Origin of the sequence: Carboxylicivirga taeanensis, from assembly GCF_051851475.1 — a bacterium.
Lineage (GTDB): Bacteria > Bacteroidota > Bacteroidia > Bacteroidales > Marinilabiliaceae > Carboxylicivirga > Carboxylicivirga taeanensis.
Map to the genome: position 1 here is coordinate 46,458 of NZ_JBPUSJ010000011.1, position 26,863 is coordinate 73,320.

Below are 26,863 nucleotides of genomic sequence, written 5' to 3' on the forward strand. Positions count from 1 at the left end.
AAGTTATAACAGGTAAATTAATCCTAAATCAGAATTCTTCATAACCACTTTTAATAACAGTTGAAATCATTTTAAATCGTTCGTTTGCTTTGACATTGTGGGAGGTATGGGCTGGAATAATTATTCCCTCACCCGTTTTCAGTAAGTTGGATTGGGAATCAATCACCACTTCTGCATTACCTTCAATAATCTGGATGAATGAATCAAATGGAGAAATTTTTTCAGTTAGATCTTCTCCCATATCAATAGCAACAACCGTTACATTACCAGTAGTTTTCCGAATGATTGTTTTTGTAACCACTGAATTAGGAACATATTCAATAATTTCAATTAAAATATGCGTTTTTGATTTTTCTATCTCCGTGGTTTTCATACGCTTTATCTTTTATTTAATATAAAGGTATCCCAGCCAACCCCAAAAAGGGTTATACAATTGCAAAGTTAAATTACAACATTCACACATTCTCAAGCGTATCACGCCTTTTATTTTTAAGTTCCTTAAAGTGAGTTGGTGTTAAACCTGTAATCTTTTTAAATTGATTGGATAAATGAGCCACACTACTGTAATGCATTTTGTAGGCTATTTCGGTGAGGTTAAGTTCATCGTAAACAATAAGTTCTTTTACCTTTTCAATTTTATGGTTTAGGTAGAATTGTTCAATAGTTACTCCTTTAACCTCAGAAAAAAGATTAGCGAGATAAGTATAATCGTGATTAAGCTTTTCACCAAGATAATCGGAAAGGTTAACTTTTATTTGATCATCGGTATAATGTACCAAGTCAATAATAGCATTTTTGATTTGTTCAACCAGGATGCTTTTCTTGTTATCCATCAGTTGCAGTCCTGATTTTCTTAATTCAACATCTAATTGTCTCAATATTTCTTCAGGTATCTGTTCTTTAATGTTTGCTTCTCCAATTTTCACAACAGTATATTCCAGCCCTAATTTTTCTAGTTCGCTCTTAACTACCATTTGGCAGCGTATACATACCATATTTTTAATGAAAATTTTCACTTGAATAAATAAATTGTTACAACTAACAATAAAGTATTGAATTTACTATTCTACAAGTTAAGGCTATATATCAAAGAATCCATTGTATTTTCTGTTTGTTCGTGAAATCAATAGCTCTTTCAAATTCAATTAAGTTTATTCAGACCAGTTCCAATTTCTGGGTGTAGGCATGAATTTTACACAAAACGATAAAAAAACAATTTTACATCTGACACGCCTCTAACTTGTCTTCTGAAGTCTTTGATTTTAGCATTGAAGATTCTGCTGCTGCATTAGTGCTTCTGCCGGTAAAGTAATTGATAATTGTATCATAATGTGTTTCAGAGGTGCATCGTATTGCAGCAAAAACATCGAATCCCAACTGTTCTATCGGGTTAAACCAATGCGCTAACGTTGGCCTGATAATTTCTAGAGCTATTCTACATAATATGAACTTACACACTTACCGGGACAGTGCCTATATACGCTATATTGTGAATAACGACAAAATAAGTGCATTGCACGTCCATAACTGGCCCATCAACCAATCATTCGTACCCGCCAATAAATATAAAAAGGACTTCAGAACTTTTGCTTTACGATACCATTGCGTCTTAATTTTCTAAAGAACTATTGAATATTTATAGCCCCATTTTAAATACAATTACATCACTTTTTTCCGTTAAGCTAGTAGCGCTAATTACTACAAAATTACCATCAGTGGCTGTTAAATCGTTGAGTTGAATTCCTTGCGGCAAACTAAATTCCTTTTTTGATTTAATACCACCTGTTTCATCGATATGTACTACCTTTATTTTATTATTAAATGTTCCGGCAATAACAAAACTATTATCTGGTAGAGTTATAATTTGTTCTATATTCCCATTTTCAGAAATACTAATTGGAGATTCCCAAATCTTCTCCCCACCTATATCATATGCACTTGCAACAGCTCCTGAAGCATTTAAACCAGCAAAAACTAGCTTATTGTTCGTGTTTATCCCTACAGCGGTATATTTTATGTCTTGATCCAATAAAATATCCCATTTTAAATAACCTGCCTGATCAATAGCAAATATCCAATTGCCAGCAGCAACATAAGTAATACCTGACGCATCATCAGCTAAATGATAAACTTTGCCCTTGCCTGAGTATGCACGAGTCCACATTTTTTTACCATTAGCATTGAGCTTTACTAAACTAGGCGTAAATGTTGATTCTTTTGTGTTTTTAGTATAGCCTGCAATTAGAACTTTATTATCGGGATAAACTACAAAATCAAGTACTTCATCCATATCAATTCCTTGATTAAATACATTGTTACCATTGGCATCGAGCTTATAAAGCCACGCTTGGCCTTTCAAACTATCAACTATGGCACCCGTAATACCTGCAACGAAGATTTCGTTCTGAGCACTTATGCTAACTTTATTTACAGTATCATCAAAACGGTTCCCTAAAAACTTATTCCAAATCATTTTTCCACTGGCATCTAAGCCTAAAAGCCAGGAATCATTCATTTCCCCCTCTGCTTTACGCGACGATGCAGCCACTACAAGTTGGCCATCTGGACGTTGAGCAATTCCACCGCCAAAATCATTAAACTCTCGGTTATCATATACTTTAACAAACTGGTAATCTTCCGCTGGAAATTCCTTAACTACCGACTCTGCTAATACATTGGCTTTTAGATTAAAAATATCAAAGTAACGATTGTCTTCGGGGCATGAAGACACATATTTGTTATAAGCCTCTAAGCTATTTTCACTTTTTGCCCATTCAAAAAGCAATTCCTGTTGTAAGGCTTTTACTTTTGATATTTTTGATGAATTAGGAAAATCTGCTATGAAATGCTCAATAGCTTCAAGTGTATGTTTATTACATGCTTCTTTAAAAGCCATTTCTTCCATAAGGTTCTTAATCTCTATAACATGTTCAGCCTCAGGATAATTCTCAACGAAATTCCGGTAACCTTTTAATTTCCCCTCACTTATAGCTGTTTGATAGGCTAACTTATTGCGCATCTTTTTTACTATATCAGCTTGAGCCGATTCAGGATAATCCTTTAAAAATTGATTAAATGCAGCAACCGTATTTTCATTTTCGGCTTCACGAAACTTTATATAACTCAAAATATGCGAAACATTGCGATAGTATTTTGAATCGGGAAATTGAACTAAAAACCGCATGGCAAAATCTGAATCCTTTTCTTCTCGTATAAACTTTATCAGTTTATCTTCAATTTGTTGATTCAGCCAATCCATATTCTCAATAAAAGGTCTATTTCTTCGGCTATTATCTTGTTGTAAAACCAAATCATTGACAACGTCTTTATCTCCGTCGGTAAACTGTGATTGAGCTACATCAGCTTTATTAAAGTATTCCAGCGCTTTACAATAGTCTTTGTTCGAATATTTATCATATGAGTAAACAATAGCAAGTCCTAAATTAGCCATTGCCGACTCAGGCTCTTTTAATAACACTTTATCGAAATCTTCTTTAGCCTTACCAAGTTCACTATCAATATCAGCTTTTGCTCTTGCCTCCATGCCTTTGAATAAATTACTAGTAAATATTCTTTTAGGATTCTGTGCCACACTAACAACCGATATTAGCAGTGATAGGATTAGTATATTTATTTTTTTTGAAATCATAATTAAGAGCTTATTTTTTTAGTACTGCAAATTCCACCCGACGATTCTTTGCTCGTCCAGCGTCGGTTTCATTGGTGTCTATAAACCTGGATTCACCATATCCAACAGCTTTGATTGTTTGAGGATTGATGCCGTTACTAACAAGATACTTAACCACAGCCTCGGCGCGTTGCTGACTTAAAAGTTGATTTAATTGATCAGAACCTACATTATCCGTGTGACCACTAATTTCAATCAACCTAACGGTTCCTTCTTTTAAAAAATTAACTACTTTATCCAGTTCTTCAAATGAAGCTGGCAAAAGGGTACTTTTAGCTGTTTCAAAGAAAATATTATTTAAAGTAAGAGCACCTCCTTCTTCAATAGTTCTTAATCCTTCGATAAAAGCATCTTCAGGCAGTATGGGCTCTTTAAAAACAACAGTACCCTCGGTGTGGCAATCGTTTTTATCACTTACATAGTAAGTATATGAGCCGGCTTTTAGGTTCTGAATTTTTGTTGCATTGATTGTTCCGTTACTCCATTCAATATTATAAGGAGATTCGCCACCTGATATTTCTATGCTTATGGTACCATCATTTATTATTTTATCAAATTGACCGGTAACAGGATTTTTACCTCCTGTATAAGAAGAATCAATAACCACGGCATTTAATCCTTTAGGAACGCATGCACACATATTACAATCAACTAGCGGACGGATCTCAAAATCGTCAAAAAAGTAATATGCATAAGCCTTGCCTCTTTTATTTTTAGTATCACGACCAGTAGCTACATAGTTCGTATTGTCGTAATTATTAAAGTTCCCCACAACAAAGCACTGCTCACCTCCTTTAGCTGTATATACTTGACAGAACTGGTTCCATTCTTCTGTATTGTCTAAAAACAAACCTTCTTTGTTGGTTAAATGGGGCGCTAAACTTAAAAATGAACTATTGTCAGTAATTATTTTTGTAGTTGTAAAATGCATACCCAACTGATCAATAGCAAATTTGCTTCTAGATGCTAATTTGTACCAAAATGAAACGCAATATTTTTGACCTTCAACCATAGGGACGCTTAAAGTACCCTGGATGTATTCTCTGAAATTGCGATTACTTCCACTTAAAATAGCTCCTGCGTAGCCTTGCCCAGATTTAGCCTTGCTGTATCCTGCAAAATTATCTGGTACTTTTACTTCGCCCGAACCGCACTCGTTGAAATAATCTGGAGTAGTAGCCGTTGGATACGTCCAGTCAGGAATTAATGCATGAGAATTGTTCGTGTGAGTGTAGCTTTTAGGACATTCATCATATACCTCAAAACTAGGGTTAAGTACCATATTCTCAACTTGCGCATATGAATCAAGCCATGTGAAAATTACACTTAATGCAATAAGATGTTTTATATATAATTTCCTCATTATTAAATGAAATTATGTTTTTTTGAATAAAATAAATTAGTGCGCTTAATACCAAGATTAAAGTAGGAAGTGCCCCAACATTACGTGCAAACGGATTTTTGCATAAAAAGTTATAATTTTTTATATCCAAGCTTGAATTCTGCCTACTACCTGTGGTTTGAACTGCTATGCCCCTCTTTGTCCATATCAAAGCTTGTAACTGCGCTTCTCCTGCCAGGCAGTCGGCAAAAACCTAAGGGCGATTTTTAAAAAATAAGGGCCCAATTCCAATTTCTGGGTCTAGGCATAAATGTTACACAAGGAATAAAGAAAGCACTTTACATCTGACACGCCTCAAAATTGTCTTCTGAAGTCTTTGATTTTAGCATGGCGTGATGCTGCTGCCGCATTAGGCTTCTGCCGGTAAAGTAACTGAGAATTGTATTGTGATGCGTTTCAAAAGTTCGTCGTATTACGGCAAAATCTTTGAAACTCAATTGTGCTATTTGGTATAAACCAATGTGCCACTCTGGTTCTTGCATTAGCAGACTTTAATAAGGATCAGCTACAAAGTCTGGTTCCAAGCTCTAATTTTTTCTACGATTCCCTCTAAGGATACTCATGCCTGCTAACACCCTATCTTCTTAATTTTATGGATGTAGCATCCTTATAGCATTCATAATACAACCTCAATATTAAGTCATAATAACTACATATTTCAGTCACATTAAACTCATTAAAAATCGAATTTAATATGAGTTTAGTTTGAGTTAAATATGTCTTTACTTTGAGTTTAACACCTTGTTGGTACGTCACAGGCATTGACAGTACACTTTTTACTTCTTTGCGAAACCGTCCATCGGTCTTTTCTCCATACACTGTTTGCCAATCAAGTTAATATTACCAGTCATATCAAGGGTTACCTCACGCACTATTTTGCGCCGATGAGCTGGATCGTGCTAATATTAGGTTGTTAGTTCCATTGGACTGTGTGCCTTAAAACTCCCAACAGTGGCACCTTTCTTACCTTGTTTTGAGTTATTGATAATGATGGTGACAACTCCCCATTGGAGAGAAATGACGCAGCGTTATGCTAATGACGTTGGTAGGCCATCACTGCCAAATAATTAACCTTAAATATTGACATATAGAATAGAAACTTTCTTCAAATAGATAAAACTGCATCTATGTATTACGGTATTTTTTTCCACCAGCACTAGAAACGTCACCTGCAACGTTTTGGATTACAATCACTACTCACTATTAGCAATTGTAAAGATAAGGCTTGAGCTGGCGGTAAACTTTTGCTCAAACATATGGCCTAACCATATTTGAAAAAACCATTGTTAAAAACAATAATAATGAATCCTAGTAATAGATATATAACTCTTAAACAGATAATTAATAAATATTATTCTATAGTTCAACATGCAATTCATGTCCCTAAGGTTGCATTAATGATGTTTCGAAATAATTCTGTTGGACTATATAAAGTAAAAACCAATGGAAAGAATGGGATTGAGATAAATACCAAACTTGTAAGAAACATCCGCACATCAATCGGTACTATTTTCATGTCCATTACAGCCATATAGCTTCCATTGATATCATTTAAAGATGAGTTATCAATCGAGCCTAAGATAGTTTCCTTCTTCAGTCTTTTATAAACCCATCTTTCCATATAACTTACATTATGCTCCGTGATGAGACTACCGAAGCTGTGAATAGCTCTTGTCTTTGTTTCCATTAAAAGTGGAAAATATATTAATAAAGGAGCATAGATTATGATATCTATAAAAAGAATGTAAAACACGATTCCGTATAAATGATCCACCAAAGTACTCCCATCATACAGTATATGCATAAGGATTATTGAAGCATAAACAGTTGAAGCAACCATTACCAGCATACTAAAATATAATGGGAATAAATTGAAATAGCCCAATCCAGCCATCTGATCTGTATGCATTGCTTCAAGCTTAAATTTATATCCTGAAAACTTCCACATGCAAAAGGTCCAAATAATAAAACGCCAAAGCCATCTAAATATTAAAAACTGATATACAGGCAATGAAAAAATTATCAAATACCAGCCTGCAATCGTTAGATCACCATTCTCCCAATCGACAAAACACTCCCTTCCTGACTGGAATATATTTAGCTCCTCCCATCCTAAGATAATCATGCAATAAATAATAATTAGAATAATAACTTCTGATAGCCAACAACTAGTAAATTTATCCACTCGAATCATTGCCATTTTAAAATCACTCCACAAATTGGGAGCAATTAACTGTTCTGTGGTTTTTAAATATTGAGCAAAAACATTATCAATAGGTTTTTCAAGCAAAATAAGCAGAGGGACCACAACTAAAAATCGTGTGTGCATTGTAATATCCTCAAAAAAACTTATTCCCTCCGGTCTTTCTTCCGTAAAGAGGTAAACTACTGATAGCACAGCCAAAGGGAGCCATGTTAAACTGGCCATTACAATTGCACGGTTTCTATGATTATATTTAGTTAATAATTTACAGCGGATCCGCATAATAATCACGTAAAGTAGGCCTCCCTTTGCAAGTGAATAATTATTGCTTTTTACTTGCTCCATTTTCATTTATTTAATACTATGTCATATCTTCTTTTTAAATTGTAATCATATGCTTAGTTAATCTGAGGCATAATCATGTGCTATTTGATTTATGTGCTTATCTATATTTTGATCACCAAACAAGTAAATGTATTTGAATTATATCTTTTCCAGCCCTCCAATGAAAGATGCTCCAAATTCAATGGCTACCTGAAGAGTCGACGAATCGATTTCATCTGAATTACCACCCGTAAATATTGAACCTACTGAAGTTGAGCCACATCAATTTATTGCTTTCAATTAATAGCTTGCAAATACTAGCCTGATTACTCACTATAAATCTGAAATATTGCCTTAAAGTGTCAATCCAAAGTAATATGCCTGCCCAGGTACCCAGGCTGATTCCAGTTCGTAGGTTATCGATTGTAGAGTTTCTTTTTCAATACCCCTATAATTAATGGTTACTGCACTACTGCGCCAATATATTATTCCATCTTCAGAAGAGAGTTTTAAACGTCCATTGAACATTAGGAATGTGAAAGTTAAAATATTATGATACTCACAAAATAAGACAATAAACTGTAGTAATATTCTGCCATATTGTTTGGTAAATAATAGTTTAAAACGTTAAAGCAATATTAGACCAGCTAATGCCTTTTCGCTTCTATCGTTCTTAATCGAAATGCTATTGATAGATTCAGTATTCCAAAGTTTAAACATCCAAGACCAATCCAGAAAGTAACTGTAAGAGCACCAACAAATGGGTTACTCATAACAAGATAACCAACGATAACAGCCAAAATACCTCCAACCATCTCGGTAGGCCAATTCTGAAATCCTGCCTTTTTTACACGAAACGAATTGGTAAAAAGCATAATTCCATAAAACACTATCCAGAAACCAACAATAAAAGGAAATACTGCGGCTGTTATGGCGGGATTTGTAAGTAATACACTTGCAAAAACAATATCAATTATTCCAGTTGCCAGATGCCATCCAAAATTATCATTTGTCTTGCGACTTATAATAGCTGCAGCGGTTTCAAAAAAACCAGTTATAAGTAAACTGACTCCTAAATAAACGGCCAAGCCTAACAACATAGTAGCAGGCTGAAAGAAAGCCAGAAAAGCAAGGACAAGAAGAACAATACCCTTAAAAAAGGTCAACCACCAGTATTTAAAATAATTTTTCATAATAAATTACATTTTATAGTATTAATATATTTGACTTGTATTTCAGGGAACAAACAATAGACATACTTTTCGATGTCAATTCGTTAACAATCTTACTGCTTGTAATAGTTGTCTATATTATTTTCATAATACTAAACGTTTTTGCTGTTGCTTTGAAATATCTTTTGAAGTGATGTAACAACTATTGCGGTTGACCAACCAAAGATGATCATCCCATTTGTGGCTGCAAAAGCACTTAATAGCCTTGACGACGGAGCAAGAACAATATCCCCATATCCAAGTGTTGTATAGGTTACCATTGAAAAATAAAGAGCTGATTCAATGTTTGGCAGCGCATCATTTGCTAATAAACAAACTGCCCACAACCATGCTTCCACTAAAGTTGCAATTACAATTATTACAATGACGAAATCAAATCGAATTATTCGATGAATAGTATTCATTTTACTCCAGTCCATATTTAAAACACTTACAATTAACTTTGTAGCAAGCGTATGTATAAAACAAGTTAGGACAATAAGCATCAGCCCAGTAAGCGTATTATTTAACATTATTATTAAGGTTATAAATAGTTTGAGTAAATATCATTACCGCTGAGATTACCAAAAAGAACTGTATATTTCGCTGTATTGAAAACGTTCGTTAACAATCAACGAGCATGATTCGCTTTCTAAAAAAATCATTTCTAACCAATTATGCATTAGAGTTAAGTTGGGATATGTCCATCAACTGATAGTACCTGTCCACTCACACGCACCCCAAAAGGGCTGTCAAAGTAGAGTATGCAGCCAGCGATGTCTTCTGGTGGAATAAATGTGTGCATGGAATTCACAGAAAGCACATCTTTTCGAACATCTTCCATAGCGCGATTCTCAAGCTTTGCCCTTGCGGCAATTACCCTTTCCTGCCTTTCCCCTGAAATGACACCTGGACAAACAGCATTAACGCGAATGTTGTATGCCCCAACCTCTGCAGCCAACGACTCGGTAAGTCCAAGCACCCCGCGCTTGGCAGCTGAGTATGGCGTGCGATTTGGGAATGCGTGTAAGCCTCCCACCGAAGACATGTTCACTATTAATCCGCTCTTTTGCGCTTTCATCACAGGTAATACTTTTGCAATGCAGTGAAATTGTGCTACGAGACCTATATAAGCACGTTACGAACCTGTTCTGGAGTCACCTCTTCTATTGGTGCTGTTGGCCCAGCAATTCCTGCGTTGTTGATCAATGTATCACAGCCACCAAGAAACTCAAGCGCATTCTCTAACCATGCGCTGAGCTCAGCATCATCACCTACATTACAAACTTGAGCCATAGCGTCTGGATGTGCGTTCAGAAAGGTCCTAACCTTGGCTTCTTGTAAGTCACAAATAGCTACCTTACTACCAATTTTTAAATAAGCTTCAGCAATGACCTTACCGATACCATCTGCCGCCGCAGTAATGATAACTCGTTTGGGATTAACACTCATAATGTTTAGTTTATGTTAAAACTATAGCATCTAAAATAACACCTGTAAATATTCAGGCTAATAGTGACTTAAGTTATTAACTTGTCAATACAACTATCGGCTAATATTCGGATCACTTAAATACTAACCTTGAGCCCCTCTATAGAAACCACTCCCCAACTATTAAGACCGACAAACATTAGTTCCACAGCAAGACCAATAAGCAGAATTGCTATTATTTTACCGAGAGTCAGCATTACTGAAGGGCTTAAAACACGGGCAATACGAAGGCAATTGCCCATAAATAAGTAGTTGATCAACAGAATTACTGTAGTACTTATTATAAGAGGCAAAAGTGGTATAAACCCATCACTTTCACCAACCATACTTATAATGAGAATCAACACAGCAGGTGAGGACATTAAAGGCATAGCTAATGGATAAATAGCCATATTTGAAGACAACGCAATATGCCGTCCTTCTTGCTTTGCTCGCTCAGGGTCCTCAATAACTGTTTGCATTGCGAATACAAGCAAAACCAAGGCTCCCCCAATCTGAAAAGCCGGAATAGACACCTTGAATAAATCAAGTGCAAATTCGCCAAGAACAATAAATGCAGCTAATATCGAAGCAGCTGTTACGACTGCGCGGAGGGCGACATTTCGAACCTCAGCATCACCAGCATCTGAAGCTGAAGCAGCAGCAGCAAGCACCACAGTGGGCTTAAGCGGACCTATAACAGCCCACATAAGAATAAAAAGCTCTAATGGATTAAACATAGTTATAGTTTATGTATTATCTTAGAATTTTCTGGTCACTTAAATCTTTACTTCCCTGATAATGTCGAATAGTTGCTCCTCGATACTCCTTCACCTCAAGCGCCGCAAGTGCATTAACTATCATGTATTGTGTTGGCATGTCTTCCCACTGGGCTTCATGAAACTTTATTGTTCCGCTCCCCTCAAGCAGCTGTGTCACCTTAACATTCGAATTATCGGCAGGTGTCAGCACCGGATAAGCAACATCAGCTGTATCTAAATCACCTGTTCTAGGCATATACTTATAGTGCAGCATGCCTAATTGTAAATCAGAGCCTAAAGAAAGAGATGAAGGAGGTTTTTTTTCGGGCACGGATTTCATGTTTGTGAACTCCATATTCAAGAAGGTATATCCTAACCAGCTTGCCGCAAAACGCGTAGTGCCATTAAACTCCCAAGGATCAGGCAATTCGCAATAAATCTTTGAAAACCCTAGTTCCTCTCGTCCGGAGAGGATTGGATCAGCCAGGTTCTCCCAAAGCACAGTCAAGAATGGCCCAGCTGCCTTGTCCTCCTCACCTTCAAAAACGACATCAAAACTTACCCCCAGCATCTTATAACCACGGCCTGCGAGCCAGGGAATACCCCTCATATCAGTTAGGCTGACAGTAACAATTGGCTCTCCAAATGGCATAAAACTCTCGGGGCAAAGGGCGAATAACTGCTCTTTGTTTGTTAAAAAACTCACTGCCCACTCTGTCTGTTTTGGCCATTCTTTATTCTCTTCCTCAAAAGTTTTACCACCAGGCCCTTGTCGCGGACCAGTGCTTGGGCCAAAGTAAGTTGGCATACGGAAAATCTTGCCGGGAAGAAGTTTGTAGCTTCTCTTATTTGTAGTCATGAGTTTGGTATCTTTATAGTTGGTTACGAATTGATTATTCAACATTTGATGTTCTTGCTTCAAATAAGACCGCCCAGATAATTCCGAGTTCGCAACCATTTGCAAAACTCCATTTTGACTCGACAATACCTCTGGTTACAGTGAGAAAAGAATTTTTCTTTTCTCACTGTATTAGATTTAAGCTCAAAAACCTGCCAAATAGACTCCATTCCCACTATCTTTCGTTTAAATAGCCTATTATGTTGAATTTTGATTTTCTTTTAACCTACTTCAACAGTACCATCTTCCATCACTTTGATGGGATCACCTGTTTTAACAGCTTCCAAAAATTCAGAACCCAGAAGATCGATGGTTATAATCCGGTGCTCCATCCATATGTCAGCCATCAACAAACCACCAATGGCAAGTGAATCAACATGATTAGCAAATAGCATAGCCTTCGGTGCGAGCCCCATTTTAGCCACACCCATTAAAACAAAACCGCCAGTTGTTGAACCAATTGTTTGAGGGAGACAAAGAATGGCTCCATTCAAATCCTTATTATATAAATCTTTATTATCCCCATCAGTACAGAGTGCTTTATCTTTAACACCTCCTATTACGTTAGCTTTGTAGGTTGAAAGTGTATTTAGCCCAATATGCGATACTGTTGCCGCTCCTTCTATCTTTCCAGAAAGAATAGGGCGTCCGTGAAATATTTTTTTAGCCATCTTATTTAATTTTATTAATTTGTTTTGTTATTTGTTGGTTTTCATGAATCAGTTTCGGCTAACCGATCTGCCTCTCACTTTTCCTTTAGTTTGCTCGCTCTGGAATCTCACCTGTAACAACAATCTCTAAAATATCCTCGTCTTCAAAGAATCGGGAGTTGGTATACTCACGAGCCTTGTTAGAGTTAGTTACCGCAAACTCCTTTTGGATAATGCCCGGAATACCCATGAAGGTGAGCGGACAACTATTGGTAAAGGTGATTCCTGCTCGCAGCATATCACGAACAAGCTCTGGGTGTTTATCCAGAAAATGATTCTTCACGAGTGTAGAGCAAAGAAGATGTAAAGGAATAGCAACTTTTTTCTTTCCTCTGTTAGCTAATTCATGGGTAACTTTCATTCCCCAATCATACAATTGATGAAAAGAATTGTGGGGACATCCAACAAAAGCCCGTGTTGGTTTGGCGTCCTTCTTGGTCCAAAGGTTTGGATAGTCATTGCGCACCCGCTCTATCTCTGCGTCATCAATAACATAGGTTTTATAGTCTTCAACTAATAGCTTTCGACCATGATCTATCGCATCTGGCGTTATGTTCTCTACATGATAGAGCCCAACGGCACCATTCGTAGCTGTAGCAGCTCCCATGTCCTTGAGCTTGCCCATAGATAAATTATCTACCTGATGCAGGTATTTGTCGATTCCAACAATGTAGGGAATTTCTTCTGTTACCTTCATACCAATTGCCCCACCCAAAACAGACCAACTGGGCTCAGACTTCGTTTTAACCTCAATCAACCACTTCGCCTGACGTCCCTCATCTGTCATCAAACCAAAATAGGGTGCCTTACCTAATATGTTGCACAGCATCTCAATACCACCTGAGTTACGATTGGATCGTGCCCCCAAAACAGAATTAGCATAATTAACAGCTGATGACTCTGACCAAGCCAAATTGGTCCCGTGTGCAGGAGCATTACCCACCTCAGGCCAGTAACAAGCGCAACTCCAATAATTGTAATTCTTTGCTCCCAAACGCACATGCATTTTTTCTAGTTCGGTTTGAGTACTGAACATTGTTTGCAACTTTAACTGATGATCTGGTTCAACCTCAACATTATAAAAATCATATGGCCTTGGGTTTATAGTATAGTCAGCATACGTTTTTAACCCTGCATCAGCACATTGATTAAGGATGTCAATTACAGGTGTAACAGCAGATGTACCTCCTAGGAGGACAGTATGTGGATTTCCACCTAGAGCGACCAATTTAGAAGCTCCAAATGCTTCACCATAGGCAACTACTGTTTTCATCACCTTAGCCAGCACTTCTCCTTTTTTGCCGTCCAATATTTCCTGCTCTTCTTTTGTGAGTGTCATCTTATACCCTTTAGGGATTGAATCGTGATTGCCTTGAACCGCCGCGTGACCTGTACCAGTGCACATAGCACCATGTGGATCTGAAGCAACCCTCAAATGTTTGTCTAACTCGTGTTTACCAGTTAATAGATCTTCTTTTTTCATATTAAAAACTCCTCCAATTTTGTGTTGTTTGTTATTGAAATATATTTAACGATCGTTACCGCAATGCTTTATTCATCTTAACCACTCCGGGTAACTTGAACCGGGAACTGATACGATGGGGTCATTCCAGCGGGGCTGTGTAAGTGACATATCAACTTGCCCAGTCATAACAGTCGTATCTCCATAAGCAGTTATTCCACTTTGTGTATCCGGCTTCTTCCATTGATGCTCAGGTCCTAGGCTACTGATATCAAGTAAATTGACTTTAGGAATCAACCCTAAACTCATGAACCAGGTACAAACCTGTGCCAGTGAAACGGACACCTTATAGCTGCCCCCTTCTCTGGCACGACGGAGCAATGCAGCTTGGATTCCGGCTGCGAGTAGCCTGCCAGCAAAAAGGTCGCAGATAACATTCACAGCATTAGGGGCGGCCGGTTGATCTGGTGTACCTGTTTCGGTAAACAAACCCGTCAGAGCAGCAGCATTGAAATCGAACCCCGGCATTTGGGAGTAGGGACCTGACACATTAAGCTTTATACTCCCCTGAATAATACCGGGGCGTATCTCTGATAGTTGCTGAGCCGACCAACCTTGACGATCTGCTAAGCCGGGACGTAGATTTTCCACAAAGACATCTGCTTCTTTAATCAACCGGTAAATTTTTGATCGATCATTAAGCGGATCGATAGCTGAGTGACGAACCCCCGTAAAACAGTTCAATAAGAATGTTGGCTGCTCAAACCAATCGACAGGATGAAGATTGAGGCAGTCTGCACCGGCTTCCGCAAGCAAAGACTGAGTATGTGGGGCAGCTACAACATGTACCATGCTCAATGAGCGAATACCTGAAAGAGGTTGAGGACCTTTAGGAAGTGACTCTGGTGCACTGTCACCAACTTTCTCAATGTGAATAAGTGGTGTGGTGATATGTGCCTGCCACTGCTCCGATTCCTTAAACTCTTGCTGGGTGCGCACCTTCGTAATTGGCACCATAGCTGCATTACCCATTGCCTCCCATTCATCGGCAGTGCGCTTTACAGAAGAGGCGGCTAACTGTTCAAACTTATAGCCCGAATTAAAGATAAGACACATTTTCATCATTTGAGATGGATAATTGGCATCAACCATTATCCAGCGCTTATCCAGCGTTGGCAAAAAGTGACAATTACTATGCTCACCAAACTTACTCATCTGCAACAAGTAGGAATGACCATTAACTGTACAACAATCAAACGAAATATCCTGCCATTTGCTATGGATGGCCCAGGCCTTACGTAAATCCACATGAATATCCTGACCTTTTCCAGTTTTCTCCTGGTAAAGCAAGGCACTGGCAATAGAGTTAGCAACACCAACGGCGGCTCCACCGGCACCAACTTTGAGCACTGTTGGACGAATAGGGTCGAGTCCTTCAAAAGTCACCTTTCCTTTTAAATCGGTACGTTTAAGACCGATATCATCTAGGAGGTTATCAATGACCTTTAACAAATCATCATGGTTTTCTATGGTTTGATCAATTTTCATAATATTTTATTTAGTAGAATATCTGAGACAATTAAGTTATTTCAATAATATTACAGTTAGCATTATTGATGATTAGCTGTTTCATTAATTTATCGGAACTCCAAAGTGTAAATCCCACTAGAAATATCAACCCACTAACTTCATAACTAACTATTTTAAGGTTCCATAGATGATTCGATGGATATTATGGGATAATGAAAATCATAAAGCATATTAATCATCCCAATGAGTGCGGATTGATCTTTGACGTGACCGCTTAAAATTGATATCCTTTCTCCTCTTTTGCTGGTGAGAAAGCGAATGTCCATATCTTCAAAATAGTTTAAATCACTTAAACTAATTACTCCCTGAACTTTTAGGCTGTAAAAAGAAAGCACTAACGGTTCGCTTGTATCCTCTGCCATAACACTGTTTTAATATTGCTTACGAACAATACAAAACTCAATAAAACCAATGGACGGTTCAAGTACCTTTAGTGGACAAAAAAAAATAGAAAGTGGACAAAAAAATAGGCTGAGCTATTTGAGGAATAAAACTCAGACCATATCACAAAATATAAACGATGCTGATTTAAATATCTAATTTACGACTTCTTTATGGGCTACAACCCCTAATTTCAAGGCCGTTAATATCGCATTAGAACGGTTATTAACTTCTAATTTCTGATATAATCGATACAAAGATTTTTTAACAGCTTCATTTGTAACAAAAAGCTTATTGGCTATTTCTTTATTCTGATATCCCAGGAACAGCAACTCAAGTATCTCTGTTTCCCTTTTTGAAAGCTTCAAGTCGGCACCAGGCTTAACAGTATCAGCACACTGTAAGTTTTCAAATGTGTGACATATTTCTATGTCTGGATTGAATGCCTTCTCAATTGAAATTAAGAACAAATCATCTGGCCTTTTGCGAAGACATGTATTTATCATCGAATGCATCAATTTTCCGAGATCTAGGAAGTTTCGAATATACCCATGCGGTCTAGAAATACAAACGGCCTCCTCCAAAGCCAGATTAGCCATTTCATACTTGCCTAATATATGCAACAATACCGCTTTTAACGGCAAAGCTTTAGCCAGTAAGTTGTGTAAATGCCTGGCTCTTCCTTTCTCTATCAAATCATCTAAAACCTCCAGTGCCTCATTCTGTTGTTCCCTATGCCCTGAATAAATACTTAGCCGCACTTTGGTTAATTGAGGGATATAATAATATCCAAAGGGTTCGTAAGGCTCAAAATCAGCCTCTTGACTTATCTTCAGCGCCTTATCATAATCACCATGCATTAAGGCAATTTCAGCTTTAAAGGCATTAATCAATGGCACCATATTTTCATGCTCTACCGCATTTGCAAACTCATTTATTTGGTTCAGAGTTTGGTTATATCCCAGAAATTCACCCTGTGCATTGTAAGCAAAGCCCTTTAGAAAAAGATAGTTTAGAATCATGAATGACCAACCAAAATAAATGTGGTCATCAAAATCGTTAACTAGATTTATAGCTTCTGATAGTTTGTTTTGACGATAATGAAGACTAAACAAAAAATAATTGGCTCGTATATAAGAAGCCTGTAATTTATGCTTTTTACTATAAGCCTTTAATTTTGATGCTGAAGTATTTAACATATTTAAATCCCCTTCCATAGCACAAACAACAGCCCTGATTGTAAGCACCTGGATATGAGATTTGTTATCTGATTTTGGGAAACTTTCCAGGTACTTATCAATTAACTTGAGTGCTTTACTAGCTTGCCCTTTAACCTGAAAAGCTATTGCTAAATAATATAATGCGATGTTTTTAATAAAACCCGGAAATGCTTTTAATAATCTTAAAGCCTTTTTAGCAGATTCAATAGCTAAATCGGAATTCCCGGATGTATAAGATATAATTGCCAGACAGTTATAGTACTCTCCCCAATATCGGTTTAAATGTACATTCGTCTTCTTGATACTACTTAATAACAATTCACAGGTTGCAAAATCTCTTTGCATCGCCACAAAATCATTATTTTGCTCATGCAAGAACGTACGGGTTAATAATAATTCAGGATGTTGCTCGATCCATGTTCCAGGAATCAATTCAACCCATTGACATACTTGTTTTGATTTTTCATTGTTAAAATATGCATATTTATTTCTTTCAAACAGATCTGCAATTAAATCGATATCTTCTGCCGACACCGCCTGCTTTATAGCTATTTCCATTTGCCCTTGCCTTTCAAAAAACAAACTAACTCTTCGGTGTAATTTTCTAATTGTTTCTTTAGTGAAAGTTTGTTTCAGACGAGATACTAAAAAATCATGAATAATTTGATGAAAACGATACCACTCGCCTTGATTATCAAGCGGGATAACAAACTGCCATGTTTTTACCACATGCTCAAAAGTATCGAAATCGAATTGAGGCAGTTCTTCATCCGAACTATCCAGTACCTCACACAATAAGTCTTTACAAAACCATGGAGCTATAGCAGACGCTATTAAAATATTTTTTGCATGTTCAGACTGCCTCTCAAACAGCTGATCTAGCACATAGTCTCGAAAGTACTGATAGTTAATTTCCAATTTATTAATTGGCTTTAAAATTCCATTACAGCCCTTTAAGTCGCACAAAGCAAGTTTTAAACCCGCAATCCAACCTTCGGTCTTATCTAACAAAAATTTACAATCGTCTTCACTTAAGGCTTCGTTAAGCATATCACCTGCAAATTCCATTACTTCAGATAAATCAAAACTTAAATCTGCCTGCCGGATGTCATTTACCAAACCAAATGTACGCTGCGATCCAAGTTGCAAAGTAGGATCCCAACGGGAAATAATAATCACGTGAAGTTTCTCAGGAGGGTATTTTAGAATTTTATGAATTAAATCGTTAATCTTTTGATTCCTAATCCAGTGATAGTCATCTAAAATAATAATCAACTCCTCATCAATTTCATCGAGCTTATTAATTAACAAAGAGGCAATTGTTTCAAACGAGGCAATATCATTTTCACTCAAAATTTCTTGGATTCTATCAAACTCCCCTTCAAAGTGCATTTCTATGCCATACACCATATGGGATAAAAACCTAGAAAAATCATTAAGTTCCTCATCCAGTGTAATCCAACAATATTTGGTATTAGTTTTTTCAAGCCAACTGCTAATAATAACACTTTTACCATAGCCCGTAGGAGCTATTACGAGGGAAAGGGATTTGTCTTTTCCGGCATCTAATTTTTCTATAAGCTGCTTACGTTCAATAAGTTTACCATTGATTTGCGGTTTATACAATCTTGTTTTTAATATTTGTTGTCCCATTTGGCGATACCCTCCTTCTCTTTACAGCTTCAATCAGAGCATTGCTACAGATTTTAATGTTAAATGCAAGTCATATAAAGTATTTATTACACCTATTAATTCGGCCTGATCTTTCAACTTTCCAACTAAGAAGTATTCATTTTTGGTACCCATATTTGTTTCTAGGGAAATTTGCATATTAGCTAATCTGGAAGACCAAGTTTTATCCATTTTCCCAATTACTACTATCTGATAGATAGCAGACTTACTAAAATCATATTCTTCAAACACTTCTTTAGTCATATTTTCGTTTATATTCTTGATACTTTTAACCCGAGAACGGAACGAATTTATTAGTCTGTCTCAGCAAATAATTGATATATCAAAACTATGTATCTGTTAAGAAATAAACAATCCCTCAAAGGAGTGAAAAAGAAGTGATTTAGATAAATTTATCCCTCACAATAAGTTAAATAATAGTCACGAAACTACATAGGAATGTAACTTCAAGCATTCTGCAGAAGGGAATAGAAATAACATCTTTTATTGAAATGTTACCAGCGCACATAAACTGACTAAATGTACAAATAATATGATGCCATAAACTTCTAACACAAATTAATTGCTTATACTTTGGCTTCATCCTTTACGTAAATTCAATAAACATGTTAGCGGTTTCTCATTCGGTAATTTCGTTGTAATATAAAGCTTTATGTACCAGCTCTACTCTGTTTTTGGCCTCCAGTTTACGCAAACAGCTTTTCACATGGGACTTTACAGTCTCAACTGAGATGTTGAGTATATCTGCGATTTCTTTATTACGAAAGCCTTGGGCAATGTATTGCAGTGTCTCTGCTTCGCGGATGGAAAGAATGTCAAAATCGTTTTTTGTAGTCGTTTTAGCACACTGTTCCTGATGCTGCACAAATGGTAACTCCTTTTTAAAAGCCTCCAGAATTGTTGATAGATAATTGCTGTTAGGCTCTTTTAGCTGCAACGCGTTCAATACCAACTTCATTGGCTCACCTAGATCAACAAAAATTCTGATAAATCCATTGGACTCTGCTAAATTCATAGCTTCTTTTAGTGATTTAAGAGCTGCTTCCTTATCGCCCAGTTCATATAAAAAGATAGATTGTAGTGGCAACACTTGCATGAGTAGGTTGTATTTGTGTCCTAATCTTCCTTTGTTAATATACTTTTCAAGAAGTTCTTCTATCTGATTACGATTTAGAGTAGAATCAACCGTAATGAGCAACCGGATATATGTTAATTGCTGAAAATAAAAAGCATAATCAAGATAAACAGTATCAAAATCTGTAATTTTTGACAGTTCCAATGCGCCCTCAATATTTCCTTGTCTAAGTGCCAAATCCACTTTAAATGCCTTTGTCAATTCATAAAATGCTTCAAGTCCTGTATTTTCGGTCACTTCATCTATTTCACAAATAGTTTCTTTCAGTTTTTGTGTTTCGCCGAGAGCAAGAAATGATAGTGCCTTTGTGTAGATCGTCGGTAAATCCCAATAGGGACGACCAGCATAGTAATGTTCTTTAAGCGCCTCTGTATACTCAACTGCTTTCTCCAGGTTATTAAATTGATAGTGTGCACTACCAAGATAATACGAAACAGAACTGAGCAAAACCCACAGTCTATTTTTCTTAAATAAGGGAAAAACTTTTGTCAACGCTTCTGCAATTTCTTTTATGTTTCCTCTAAATGAATTGAGGTATGACTTTAAGGTTTGAAGATAGATAAATGGTATAGATGTGTTTGTTGGAATTTGTTCCAGAACATTTTCAACATGCTTTCTTGCTTCATCATATCGGCCGAGGGCATTTAATGCATACAAACAAAATGCAAATGCATAATTACTGATCATTTGTGTTTTATCTTCCAATAAGCTCAGCGCCTTATTTGAGTGTGCGAGGGCTTCCTCATAATTTTCCAGAGAGAAATCCAACAAGCTGCGCACGGTATAATACTCTCCGAGTAGTTGCTTATTTTCCCTACTATCATCTTTAACCTTTTCGACTAACTTTTTTGCCAAATCTAAATCAGCTCTCATTGCAACTAAATCATACCTGGCTTCATCTAATATTGCTCGTGTTACAAGCAGCCCAAGATCTTTCTCAATAGTCCCTTTAGGTAAAAAACACATCCATTGATGGATACGCCTAAATTGATCAGTGTTAAAAAAGTTGATTCGATGTTTATTAAAAATACTTACTGCAAGCTCTACATCCCCTGACTTCAAGGCATGCTGGAAGCTCTCATCCCAAAAGTTACTTTTATCAAAACAACTACTGGCAATTTTATGTAAACTTGATATTTGCTCATCTGAATAGTTTTGCTGCAACTGTCTGAATAACATTTCGCGAAAAAAATGGTGATATCTAAACCAAACTCTTTCATTATCCAAAGAATAAACAAACAAATTGTTAGCAATAAGATCATGGATAAAATCATTACCAGAAATCTTAGACGATGCTCCTATTCCTAAAAGCAAGGCGTCGAGCAGCTCGCTGTTAAAACGCTCCAGGATGGAAGATAAATACAAAGCTTCGCGAAATTCGGCAGAAAAGCGTTTTAAGGTAAGGTCTGTAAAAAAAAATGAATATTCCTTCAATGAAAAATGAGCAACACGTTGCATAGTAGAGGTACCTCTTTGGATCTCATCTGTCATTAATATCATCTGTAGACCAAGCACCCAACCTTCTGTTCTCTTATGGATTAAAGAAATATCTTGTTCTGAAAGACACCGGCCAATCTTTTGGTTAATCAGCACTTTTGTAGCATCCAAATCAAACTCCAAATCTTTCATTCGAAGTTCGTTTATTCTATTGAATAGTCTAAGTTTATTTATATTGAGTGGTGGGTCGTACCTGCAGATAATAACCAAGTGAAGTCTTTCAGCCGGGTAAGTCAAAAACATATTAATCAACTCATGAATACGATCATTCTTAATAACCTGATAATCATCCAATACAAATACAAGTTCTTCATCATGAGGCTCAAGAACATCAATTAGTGCCTCGTATAACATTTCCACAGGTGGTAATTTTTGTCCATTGATAAGCTCATTAATGTGAACAAAATCATCCTCAATAATTGTTTGTAGAGCTGCCACTACATATTCAATAAATATTGACAAATCCTGATGCTCATTGTCAAGGGAAAGCCATGCTGCCTTTACTTTGTAATTTTCAATCCATTGACTTACTATAACACTTTTCCCATAACCGGAAGGAGCTGAAATAAGTGTCACGGGTTTATGAATGTTATGATTTAATTGTTTTAGCAGACCTGTCCGGAGAAGAAGATCTGGCGCAAGGTTAGGGCGTTGAAGTTTAGTTCGTAACATTTATTCGGAATTTATCTCTTTAATCTGTTTATCCTAGATTAACCAAACTGCATATTATGCATATTTTAGAATACTGACAGGAGTGTTTAAATTATATTAATTTGTGCAAATCCATAGCCTATTATAAACACATAGCTATCAAACGTCTTTTATTATTAACCTTTCTAATATAATACTGTTTCCAGTAATAGCAAAATAACTATAACCATCATTATTAGCGAATTGAATAATAAAATCGTTCTTTGGGTAACCTTATGTCGCTTTAATTTAACCATACAGTAAGGATATATATTTCACCCAATAGAATTTTTTAACAGTATTAGCATCTAAAATATACACTAACTCTATATCGAACAGAAAGCTTTATTATCCGTATCCTGAAAAATCAGAAATACCTTAACAAGGTAACACATAGCATTTAGCCTGAATCGAAAGAAGGTTTTTGTGCAATAAATCCAATCTGCACATAAGACTTTAAAACTCCTAATATTTTTGGGAACTGTCAATAAAAAAACTTTTCGTCAAATTTCCAAAAAGGAGAAAATAGATACTATATCTAAATTTGATTTTCAATCAATCCTCAACTTTTGTTTCGCTTTTTGCTCTATTTTTTTCAAGAAGATAGCTGAGAAACTGACAACAATTTTCCACTTTTCCAGGTTTGCCATCACATACTCTTGTTCATGAAATAAATCACCAGATGTATCTGGGAAAACTCCAGGTTTTAAGAGCTTAAAGTTGGTTCCGGTATACGATAGTCCTAAAGTGATATCGACGTTGTCAAGATCCATTACAAGCCCTCCGGCATAGTGGTTGAGGTTAGCATTAAAAACACTTTTCCTGGTCTCATGGTCTTCAACAAAACCTCTCATATCAGAACTAACAGCACTGATATCGGAACATATGCTTGAGTAAAGTGAAAACTTATCCGATAAATATATTTCAACCCCTAAACCAGCATTTAGTATAGACTTATATTCATCAACAAGCTTAAAACCATAAGTTTCACCATTTGATTGCCCAATAAAACTCTCACTCTCCATTAGGGTGTATTTAGGAACACCTTGATAGTACTCAGCACTAAAATGTAAACTATTTTTACCAACTTTTCGACTGACTCCAAATCCGATTGCCAATGGGGAAATATGATTTGTTTTCAAATCATTCTGAAACCCTGATAAATAAACTTTTTTATCAAGATTACTATCGACAATACCTGATGAATATTCCTCAAAAATGTAGTCCCCTGTTCCAGTCAGGCGAATGGATGGTGTCTTTAATGTCAAACCAACATTGTACTTTTCATTCCTATAGGATAATGCAACTTTCAATAACCCGCTATAGTGCTCAAGTGAGTATTGCTTTCGATACCTATAAAACGCCGATTGATCAGCGTCGGATAGGGCCTGCATATTTATCAGTAAATTTTTAGATGATTTTAATACCGACAAATAAATAGATGAGCCTATGCTCAAATGCTCATTAATATTATAGGCCCAGCTAACCCCAGCCCAATCCTCTTTTTCATTTGAAGCCAATTGCACATCTGCACCAAAGTACTCTTGTCCAGGAATCTCAGTAATCACATTTCCATAAAACTGATCACGATACGAAAAATGATTACTAGAATTCTGCCGATTTAAAATAGCCCATGCAAAGTAGTGTTTTTTTAGAAAAGGTACATAAAAGGTACCGGCTGCTAAGCTAGGTACTCCTCGAAAATCTGAATTTGATAGTTTCTTATTGTCTCCAAAAGCATTGTCAATCGAAAGAGAGTACCATTCGTATACATTGGCACTTATAACAACACCTTTTTCTTCTAGTTGGGCAATCCTAGCCGGGTTATAGTAAACTGCACTCAGGTCGTTTACACCTCCGATAATAGAATTGCTTAATAAAATAGAACGGGTTCCATACTGTTGGCTCCAGCGATTAGCATCCTGCGAGTATAACCTGATTGTCCCCCAACTAAGGAGAAAAATTGTTAACAATGTATTTAATATAAATCTACTCATTTAGGGAACAGTCATTAGTACAAGTACTCTAATAACCATGGAGATTCTTGATAATAAACTACTACTCTTCTGTTATGGATATAAATATCAATTTCAAATTAGACAAAAAATTTTAAATCTCCACATGCATAAGTTATGATTAGCTCTGTGCTATTTTAAATACGTAACTATCATAAAGCACTCTCAGCATACTAATACATTCTTGCATTATGTACCAAATATAATCCATATTATAATTGAAACAAAGAAACTTATGTGGACAAATAGCTTTGAGCATAGGCAATATAAAATTCTGCCCTCTTTTCTCTTATTATAGTTATACACAAACTGTGGACCTTTAAATCGTCTCTTTTTATTGGACAAAAACAGATGCTATGACCTACGAAAACATCTAGGTTGTCAATACTGACAATCGGAATATCAATCCATGTTCAAAGCATTTGGAGGTCCATTACTAAACGAAACACAAATCGATTGGGGTAATGCTGCTGCCATATCCTACTTTATACATCTTTCTGGACTGAGTGCCGAAATCATTAATGGAAAATTTCTTCAATTTAATCTAAGAAATAGCGGTGTTTATCACAAACACAAAACCAACAGCAACGCCCTCCGATTGATTTTCCCTATATTCGTATCATCTTTCCTGACAGGTTGTTTTCCCCTTGCCCCGTTCTCACACTCTTTCCTAGCGAGCGGGGCTTTTTTATTTGCTTACTCCCAAAACTGCTCTTTACCCGGATACATGTATTTACTTCTAGCTAATTGTGGCGGAAATAGAAAGTACTCAACTGTGGCGGAACTACACAAAACTCCTTTAGCATTATATAGTTGAGTCAAAATAACAGCTAATCTGTCATCCAGCTTCTTTAGCTCGGCCTCCACTTTTACTTCACCACTACTTACATATAATGGTTTATGATATGATACATTCATCCCTTTGGTTACCCCTGCTGTATCAAGCATCGAATAGATATACCAACTCGCGATCTCATCCATTAGCGTTGCCTGTATGCCTCCATGCACAACGTTCGTGTAGCCTTCAAACTGTTGCTTTGGCATCCAATGAGCAAACACTTTCTGACCGTCAGAAAAGAAATTCAGATTGAGCCCTGCGTGGTTATGCGGTGAACAACCAAAACAATTATAAGAATTGCCTTTATGTTTAATAAATGGGTTTAAAATCATTTTTATGTCATTCATTATCAAATCGTATTTTATAAGGTTAACACATATGTACTTTAAAATCTAACGCAAGTCTAAACAAACATTACATATATCAAAAAACTCTAATTCATTCAACAGATAATTGTATATCTAAGCTTTAAATTCCATAAATTTACTTCAACTTTTAAAAAAACAAGATTGATCATTCACACTATTTACTATGAGAAACCTACTAACGCTAATTTTACTAATTTGGGTATTAGTTGGCTGTAAAAACAAGCAACCTCAAACAGAAGTTCCAGTCATCCCTATTTACACTGCCAAAACTGAAAAAATAAAATTTACAAAAGATTTTGTTGGCCAAACATATGGATTGTATGACATTTCTATTAGAGCTCGTGTTGATGGTTACCTAGAAGGCATTCACTTTACAGAGGGTGGACGAGTAAAAAAAGGACAACTATTATACTCAATTGATCCGGCACCGCTTAATGCTAAAGTTGCTGAGGCATATGGATTAGTTGCTCAGGCCCAAACGAACCTGGTAAAGGCCGAAAGCGACTACCGAAGGTATAAGCCACTGGCTGAAACTAATGCTGTTAGCCAGAGTGATTACGATGCAGCTGTTGCCAATTTTGGTGCTGCACAGGCATCCCTAAAAGCAGCTGAAGCCTCACTTGAGTATGCCAAAATACAGCGCAGTTACACACAAATTTTTTCTCCAATCAATGGTATAATTGGACGATCTGAAGCTAAAGTAGGAGATTACGTAGGAAGAGAGCCAAACCCTGTTGTATTAAACACGGTATCACGACTTGACTCAATACTTGTGCGCTTTTACCTAACAGAGCATCAATATTTAAATTTGTCAAAATATTCCAAATCGCAGATAGCTCTATCAACTCCACCTAAAGAACGCCAGGCAGATATTAAGCTATTCTTCTCCGACGGAAGCGTGCACCCAGAGGAAGGCAAGTTTGATTTTATTGGTCGCAACATTGATCCAACTACAGGCACATTATTAGTGCAGGCTTCCTTTCCAAACCCACATGAGCTTGTTCGCCCCGGGCAATTTGCGCGTATACGATTAGTACTTTCGGAACCCATTGAAACCCTATTATTACCCATTAAGTGCCTACAAGAAGTTCAAGGGCAATACAATGCTTATGTAGTTAACGATCAAAACGTGGTAGAGTTTCGTCCCGTAGAAACCGGTGAAACTCTCCAAGATATGATTGTAATTCGATCAGGCATAAATGTAAATGAAAAAGTTGTTATGGAAGGACTTAGTCGCGTTCGTACAGGCATGACAATTCGACCTGAAGAGAAGTCATTTAAATCAGTACGCAATAATCAAGAATAGTT

At 36.6% G+C, this 26,863-nt stretch carries 21 protein-coding genes; 1 reads left to right on the forward strand and 20 read right to left on the reverse strand.

All coding sequences use genetic code 11. The features are described 5' to 3' along the window. Nucleotides 1-28: 28 nt before the first annotated feature. The 20 genes from ACSX1H_RS14980 to ACSX1H_RS15075 form a co-directional block, all read right to left on the reverse strand. Nucleotides 29-373, reverse strand: a complete 345-nt coding sequence (locus tag ACSX1H_RS14980) for a cupin domain-containing protein (RefSeq protein WP_439185036.1) — start codon at nucleotides 371-373, stop codon at nucleotides 29-31. 82 nt (nucleotides 374-455) lie between these two features. Beyond that, complete coding sequence (locus tag ACSX1H_RS14985) at nucleotides 456-974, reverse strand: helix-turn-helix domain-containing protein (protein WP_439185037.1); 519 nt, start codon at nucleotides 972-974, stop codon at nucleotides 456-458. Between the two features lie 662 nt (nucleotides 975-1,636). Continuing rightward, nucleotides 1,637-3,649 (reverse strand): outer membrane protein assembly factor BamD, encoded by a 2,013-nt coding sequence (locus tag ACSX1H_RS14990; RefSeq protein WP_439185038.1) that lies wholly within the window; start codon nucleotides 3,647-3,649, stop codon nucleotides 1,637-1,639. Between the two features lie 10 nt (nucleotides 3,650-3,659). Next, on the reverse strand, nucleotides 3,660-5,051 hold the full coding sequence (locus tag ACSX1H_RS14995; protein WP_439185039.1) for an OmpA family protein: 1,392 nt from the start codon (nucleotides 5,049-5,051) through the stop codon (nucleotides 3,660-3,662). A 1,414-nt stretch (nucleotides 5,052-6,465) separates the two neighbouring features. Beyond that, nucleotides 6,466-7,638: a hypothetical protein gene (locus ACSX1H_RS15000; protein WP_439185040.1), complete on the reverse strand. Its 1,173-nt coding sequence runs from the start codon at nucleotides 7,636-7,638 to the stop codon at nucleotides 6,466-6,468. Nucleotides 7,639-8,264: 626 nt separating this feature from the next. Further along, nucleotides 8,265-8,810 (reverse strand): HdeD family acid-resistance protein, encoded by a 546-nt coding sequence (locus ACSX1H_RS15005; protein WP_439185041.1) that lies wholly within the window; start codon nucleotides 8,808-8,810, stop codon nucleotides 8,265-8,267. A gap of 131 nt (nucleotides 8,811-8,941) precedes the next feature. Next, the gene (locus ACSX1H_RS15010; RefSeq protein ID WP_439185042.1) at nucleotides 8,942-9,361 is read right to left on the reverse strand and encodes a potassium channel family protein; all 420 of its coding nucleotides are present in this window, start codon (nucleotides 9,359-9,361) and stop codon (nucleotides 8,942-8,944) included. A 155-nt stretch (nucleotides 9,362-9,516) separates the two neighbouring features. Further along, nucleotides 9,517-9,957 (reverse strand): SDR family oxidoreductase, encoded by a 441-nt coding sequence (locus ACSX1H_RS15015; protein ID WP_439185108.1) that lies wholly within the window; start codon nucleotides 9,955-9,957, stop codon nucleotides 9,517-9,519. Continuing rightward, a complete protein-coding gene (locus ACSX1H_RS15020; RefSeq protein WP_439185043.1) occupies nucleotides 9,954-10,280 on the reverse strand; it encodes an SDR family NAD(P)-dependent oxidoreductase in 327 nt (108 codons plus the stop codon). The genes ACSX1H_RS15015 and ACSX1H_RS15020 overlap by 4 nt, the downstream gene beginning before the upstream one ends. A gap of 116 nt (nucleotides 10,281-10,396) precedes the next feature. Then, nucleotides 10,397-11,038, reverse strand: coding sequence for a MarC family protein (locus ACSX1H_RS15025; RefSeq protein ID WP_439185044.1), 642 nt, complete (start codon nucleotides 11,036-11,038; stop codon nucleotides 10,397-10,399). A gap of 16 nt (nucleotides 11,039-11,054) precedes the next feature. Beyond that, the gene (locus ACSX1H_RS15030) at nucleotides 11,055-12,017 is read right to left on the reverse strand and encodes an acetoacetate decarboxylase family protein (RefSeq protein ID WP_439185045.1); all 963 of its coding nucleotides are present in this window, start codon (nucleotides 12,015-12,017) and stop codon (nucleotides 11,055-11,057) included. A 161-nt stretch (nucleotides 12,018-12,178) separates the two neighbouring features. Further along, entirely contained in the window at nucleotides 12,179-12,628 is a 450-nt protein-coding gene (locus ACSX1H_RS15035) for an aconitase X swivel domain-containing protein (protein WP_439185046.1), read from the reverse strand. A gap of 85 nt (nucleotides 12,629-12,713) precedes the next feature. Beyond that, a complete protein-coding gene (locus tag ACSX1H_RS15040; RefSeq protein ID WP_439185047.1) occupies nucleotides 12,714-14,006 on the reverse strand; it encodes an aconitase X in 1,293 nt (430 codons plus the stop codon). Between the two features lie 216 nt (nucleotides 14,007-14,222). Continuing rightward, nucleotides 14,223-15,677, reverse strand: a complete 1,455-nt coding sequence (locus ACSX1H_RS15045; protein WP_439185048.1) for a CoA transferase — start codon at nucleotides 15,675-15,677, stop codon at nucleotides 14,223-14,225. A 155-nt stretch (nucleotides 15,678-15,832) separates the two neighbouring features. Continuing rightward, nucleotides 15,833-16,081: a DUF8691 family protein gene (locus tag ACSX1H_RS15050; protein WP_439185049.1), complete on the reverse strand. Its 249-nt coding sequence runs from the start codon at nucleotides 16,079-16,081 to the stop codon at nucleotides 15,833-15,835. Between the two features lie 174 nt (nucleotides 16,082-16,255). After that, nucleotides 16,256-18,973, reverse strand: a complete 2,718-nt coding sequence (locus tag ACSX1H_RS15055; protein WP_439185050.1) for a LuxR C-terminal-related transcriptional regulator — start codon at nucleotides 18,971-18,973, stop codon at nucleotides 16,256-16,258. A 33-nt stretch (nucleotides 18,974-19,006) separates the two neighbouring features. Beyond that, complete coding sequence (locus ACSX1H_RS15060; protein ID WP_439185051.1) at nucleotides 19,007-19,255, reverse strand: DUF8691 family protein; 249 nt, start codon at nucleotides 19,253-19,255, stop codon at nucleotides 19,007-19,009. A 376-nt stretch (nucleotides 19,256-19,631) separates the two neighbouring features. Beyond that, nucleotides 19,632-22,316: a LuxR C-terminal-related transcriptional regulator gene (locus ACSX1H_RS15065; RefSeq protein WP_439185052.1), complete on the reverse strand. Its 2,685-nt coding sequence runs from the start codon at nucleotides 22,314-22,316 to the stop codon at nucleotides 19,632-19,634. A gap of 569 nt (nucleotides 22,317-22,885) precedes the next feature. Then, nucleotides 22,886-24,331 (reverse strand): hypothetical protein, encoded by a 1,446-nt coding sequence (locus ACSX1H_RS15070; protein ID WP_439185053.1) that lies wholly within the window; start codon nucleotides 24,329-24,331, stop codon nucleotides 22,886-22,888. A 714-nt stretch (nucleotides 24,332-25,045) separates the two neighbouring features. Continuing rightward, on the reverse strand, nucleotides 25,046-25,534 hold the full coding sequence (locus ACSX1H_RS15075; protein ID WP_439185054.1) for a PaaI family thioesterase: 489 nt from the start codon (nucleotides 25,532-25,534) through the stop codon (nucleotides 25,046-25,048). A gap of 184 nt (nucleotides 25,535-25,718) precedes the next feature. Between ACSX1H_RS15075 and ACSX1H_RS15080 the strand changes: the two genes are divergently transcribed. After that, nucleotides 25,719-26,861 (forward strand): efflux RND transporter periplasmic adaptor subunit, encoded by a 1,143-nt coding sequence (locus ACSX1H_RS15080; protein WP_439185055.1) that lies wholly within the window; start codon nucleotides 25,719-25,721, stop codon nucleotides 26,859-26,861. Nucleotides 26,862-26,863 lie beyond the last annotated feature (2 nt).

Coding starts and splice junctions, on each gene's coding strand:
- ACSX1H_RS15005 (WP_439185041.1), bottom strand. CDS start 8,810: ATGAAAAATTATTTTAAATACTGGTGGTTGACCTTTTTTAAGGGTATT.
- ACSX1H_RS15020 (WP_439185043.1), bottom strand. CDS start 10,280: ATGAGTGTTAATCCCAAACGAGTTATCATTACTGCGGCGGCAGATGGT.
- ACSX1H_RS14990 (WP_439185038.1), bottom strand. CDS start 3,649: ATGATTTCAAAAAAAATAAATATACTAATCCTATCACTGCTAATATCG.
- ACSX1H_RS15050 (WP_439185049.1), bottom strand. CDS start 16,081: ATGGCAGAGGATACAAGCGAACCGTTAGTGCTTTCTTTTTACAGCCTA.
- ACSX1H_RS15010 (WP_439185042.1), bottom strand. CDS start 9,361: ATGTTAAATAATACGCTTACTGGGCTGATGCTTATTGTCCTAACTTGT.
- ACSX1H_RS15075 (WP_439185054.1), bottom strand. CDS start 25,534: ATGAATGACATAAAAATGATTTTAAACCCATTTATTAAACATAAAGGC.
- ACSX1H_RS15030 (WP_439185045.1), bottom strand. CDS start 12,017: ATGGTTGCGAACTCGGAATTATCTGGGCGGTCTTATTTGAAGCAAGAA.
- ACSX1H_RS15000 (WP_439185040.1), bottom strand. CDS start 7,638: ATGGAGCAAGTAAAAAGCAATAATTATTCACTTGCAAAGGGAGGCCTA.
- ACSX1H_RS15060 (WP_439185051.1), bottom strand. CDS start 19,255: ATGACTAAAGAAGTGTTTGAAGAATATGATTTTAGTAAGTCTGCTATC.
- ACSX1H_RS15065 (WP_439185052.1), bottom strand. CDS start 22,316: ATGTTACGAACTAAACTTCAACGCCCTAACCTTGCGCCAGATCTTCTT.
- ACSX1H_RS14980 (WP_439185036.1), bottom strand. CDS start 373: ATGAAAACCACGGAGATAGAAAAATCAAAAACGCATATTTTAATTGAA.
- ACSX1H_RS15035 (WP_439185046.1), bottom strand. CDS start 12,628: ATGGCTAAAAAAATATTTCACGGACGCCCTATTCTTTCTGGAAAGATA.
- ACSX1H_RS15080 (WP_439185055.1), top strand. CDS start 25,719: ATGAGAAACCTACTAACGCTAATTTTACTAATTTGGGTATTAGTTGGC.
- ACSX1H_RS14995 (WP_439185039.1), bottom strand. CDS start 5,051: ATGAGGAAATTATATATAAAACATCTTATTGCATTAAGTGTAATTTTC.
- ACSX1H_RS15045 (WP_439185048.1), bottom strand. CDS start 15,677: ATGAAAATTGATCAAACCATAGAAAACCATGATGATTTGTTAAAGGTC.
- ACSX1H_RS14985 (WP_439185037.1), bottom strand. CDS start 974: ATGGTAGTTAAGAGCGAACTAGAAAAATTAGGGCTGGAATATACTGTT.
- ACSX1H_RS15055 (WP_439185050.1), bottom strand. CDS start 18,973: ATGGGACAACAAATATTAAAAACAAGATTGTATAAACCGCAAATCAAT.
- ACSX1H_RS15040 (WP_439185047.1), bottom strand. CDS start 14,006: ATGACACTCACAAAAGAAGAGCAGGAAATATTGGACGGCAAAAAAGGA.
- ACSX1H_RS15025 (WP_439185044.1), bottom strand. CDS start 11,038: ATGTTTAATCCATTAGAGCTTTTTATTCTTATGTGGGCTGTTATAGGT.
- ACSX1H_RS15070 (WP_439185053.1), bottom strand. CDS start 24,331: ATGAGTAGATTTATATTAAATACATTGTTAACAATTTTTCTCCTTAGT.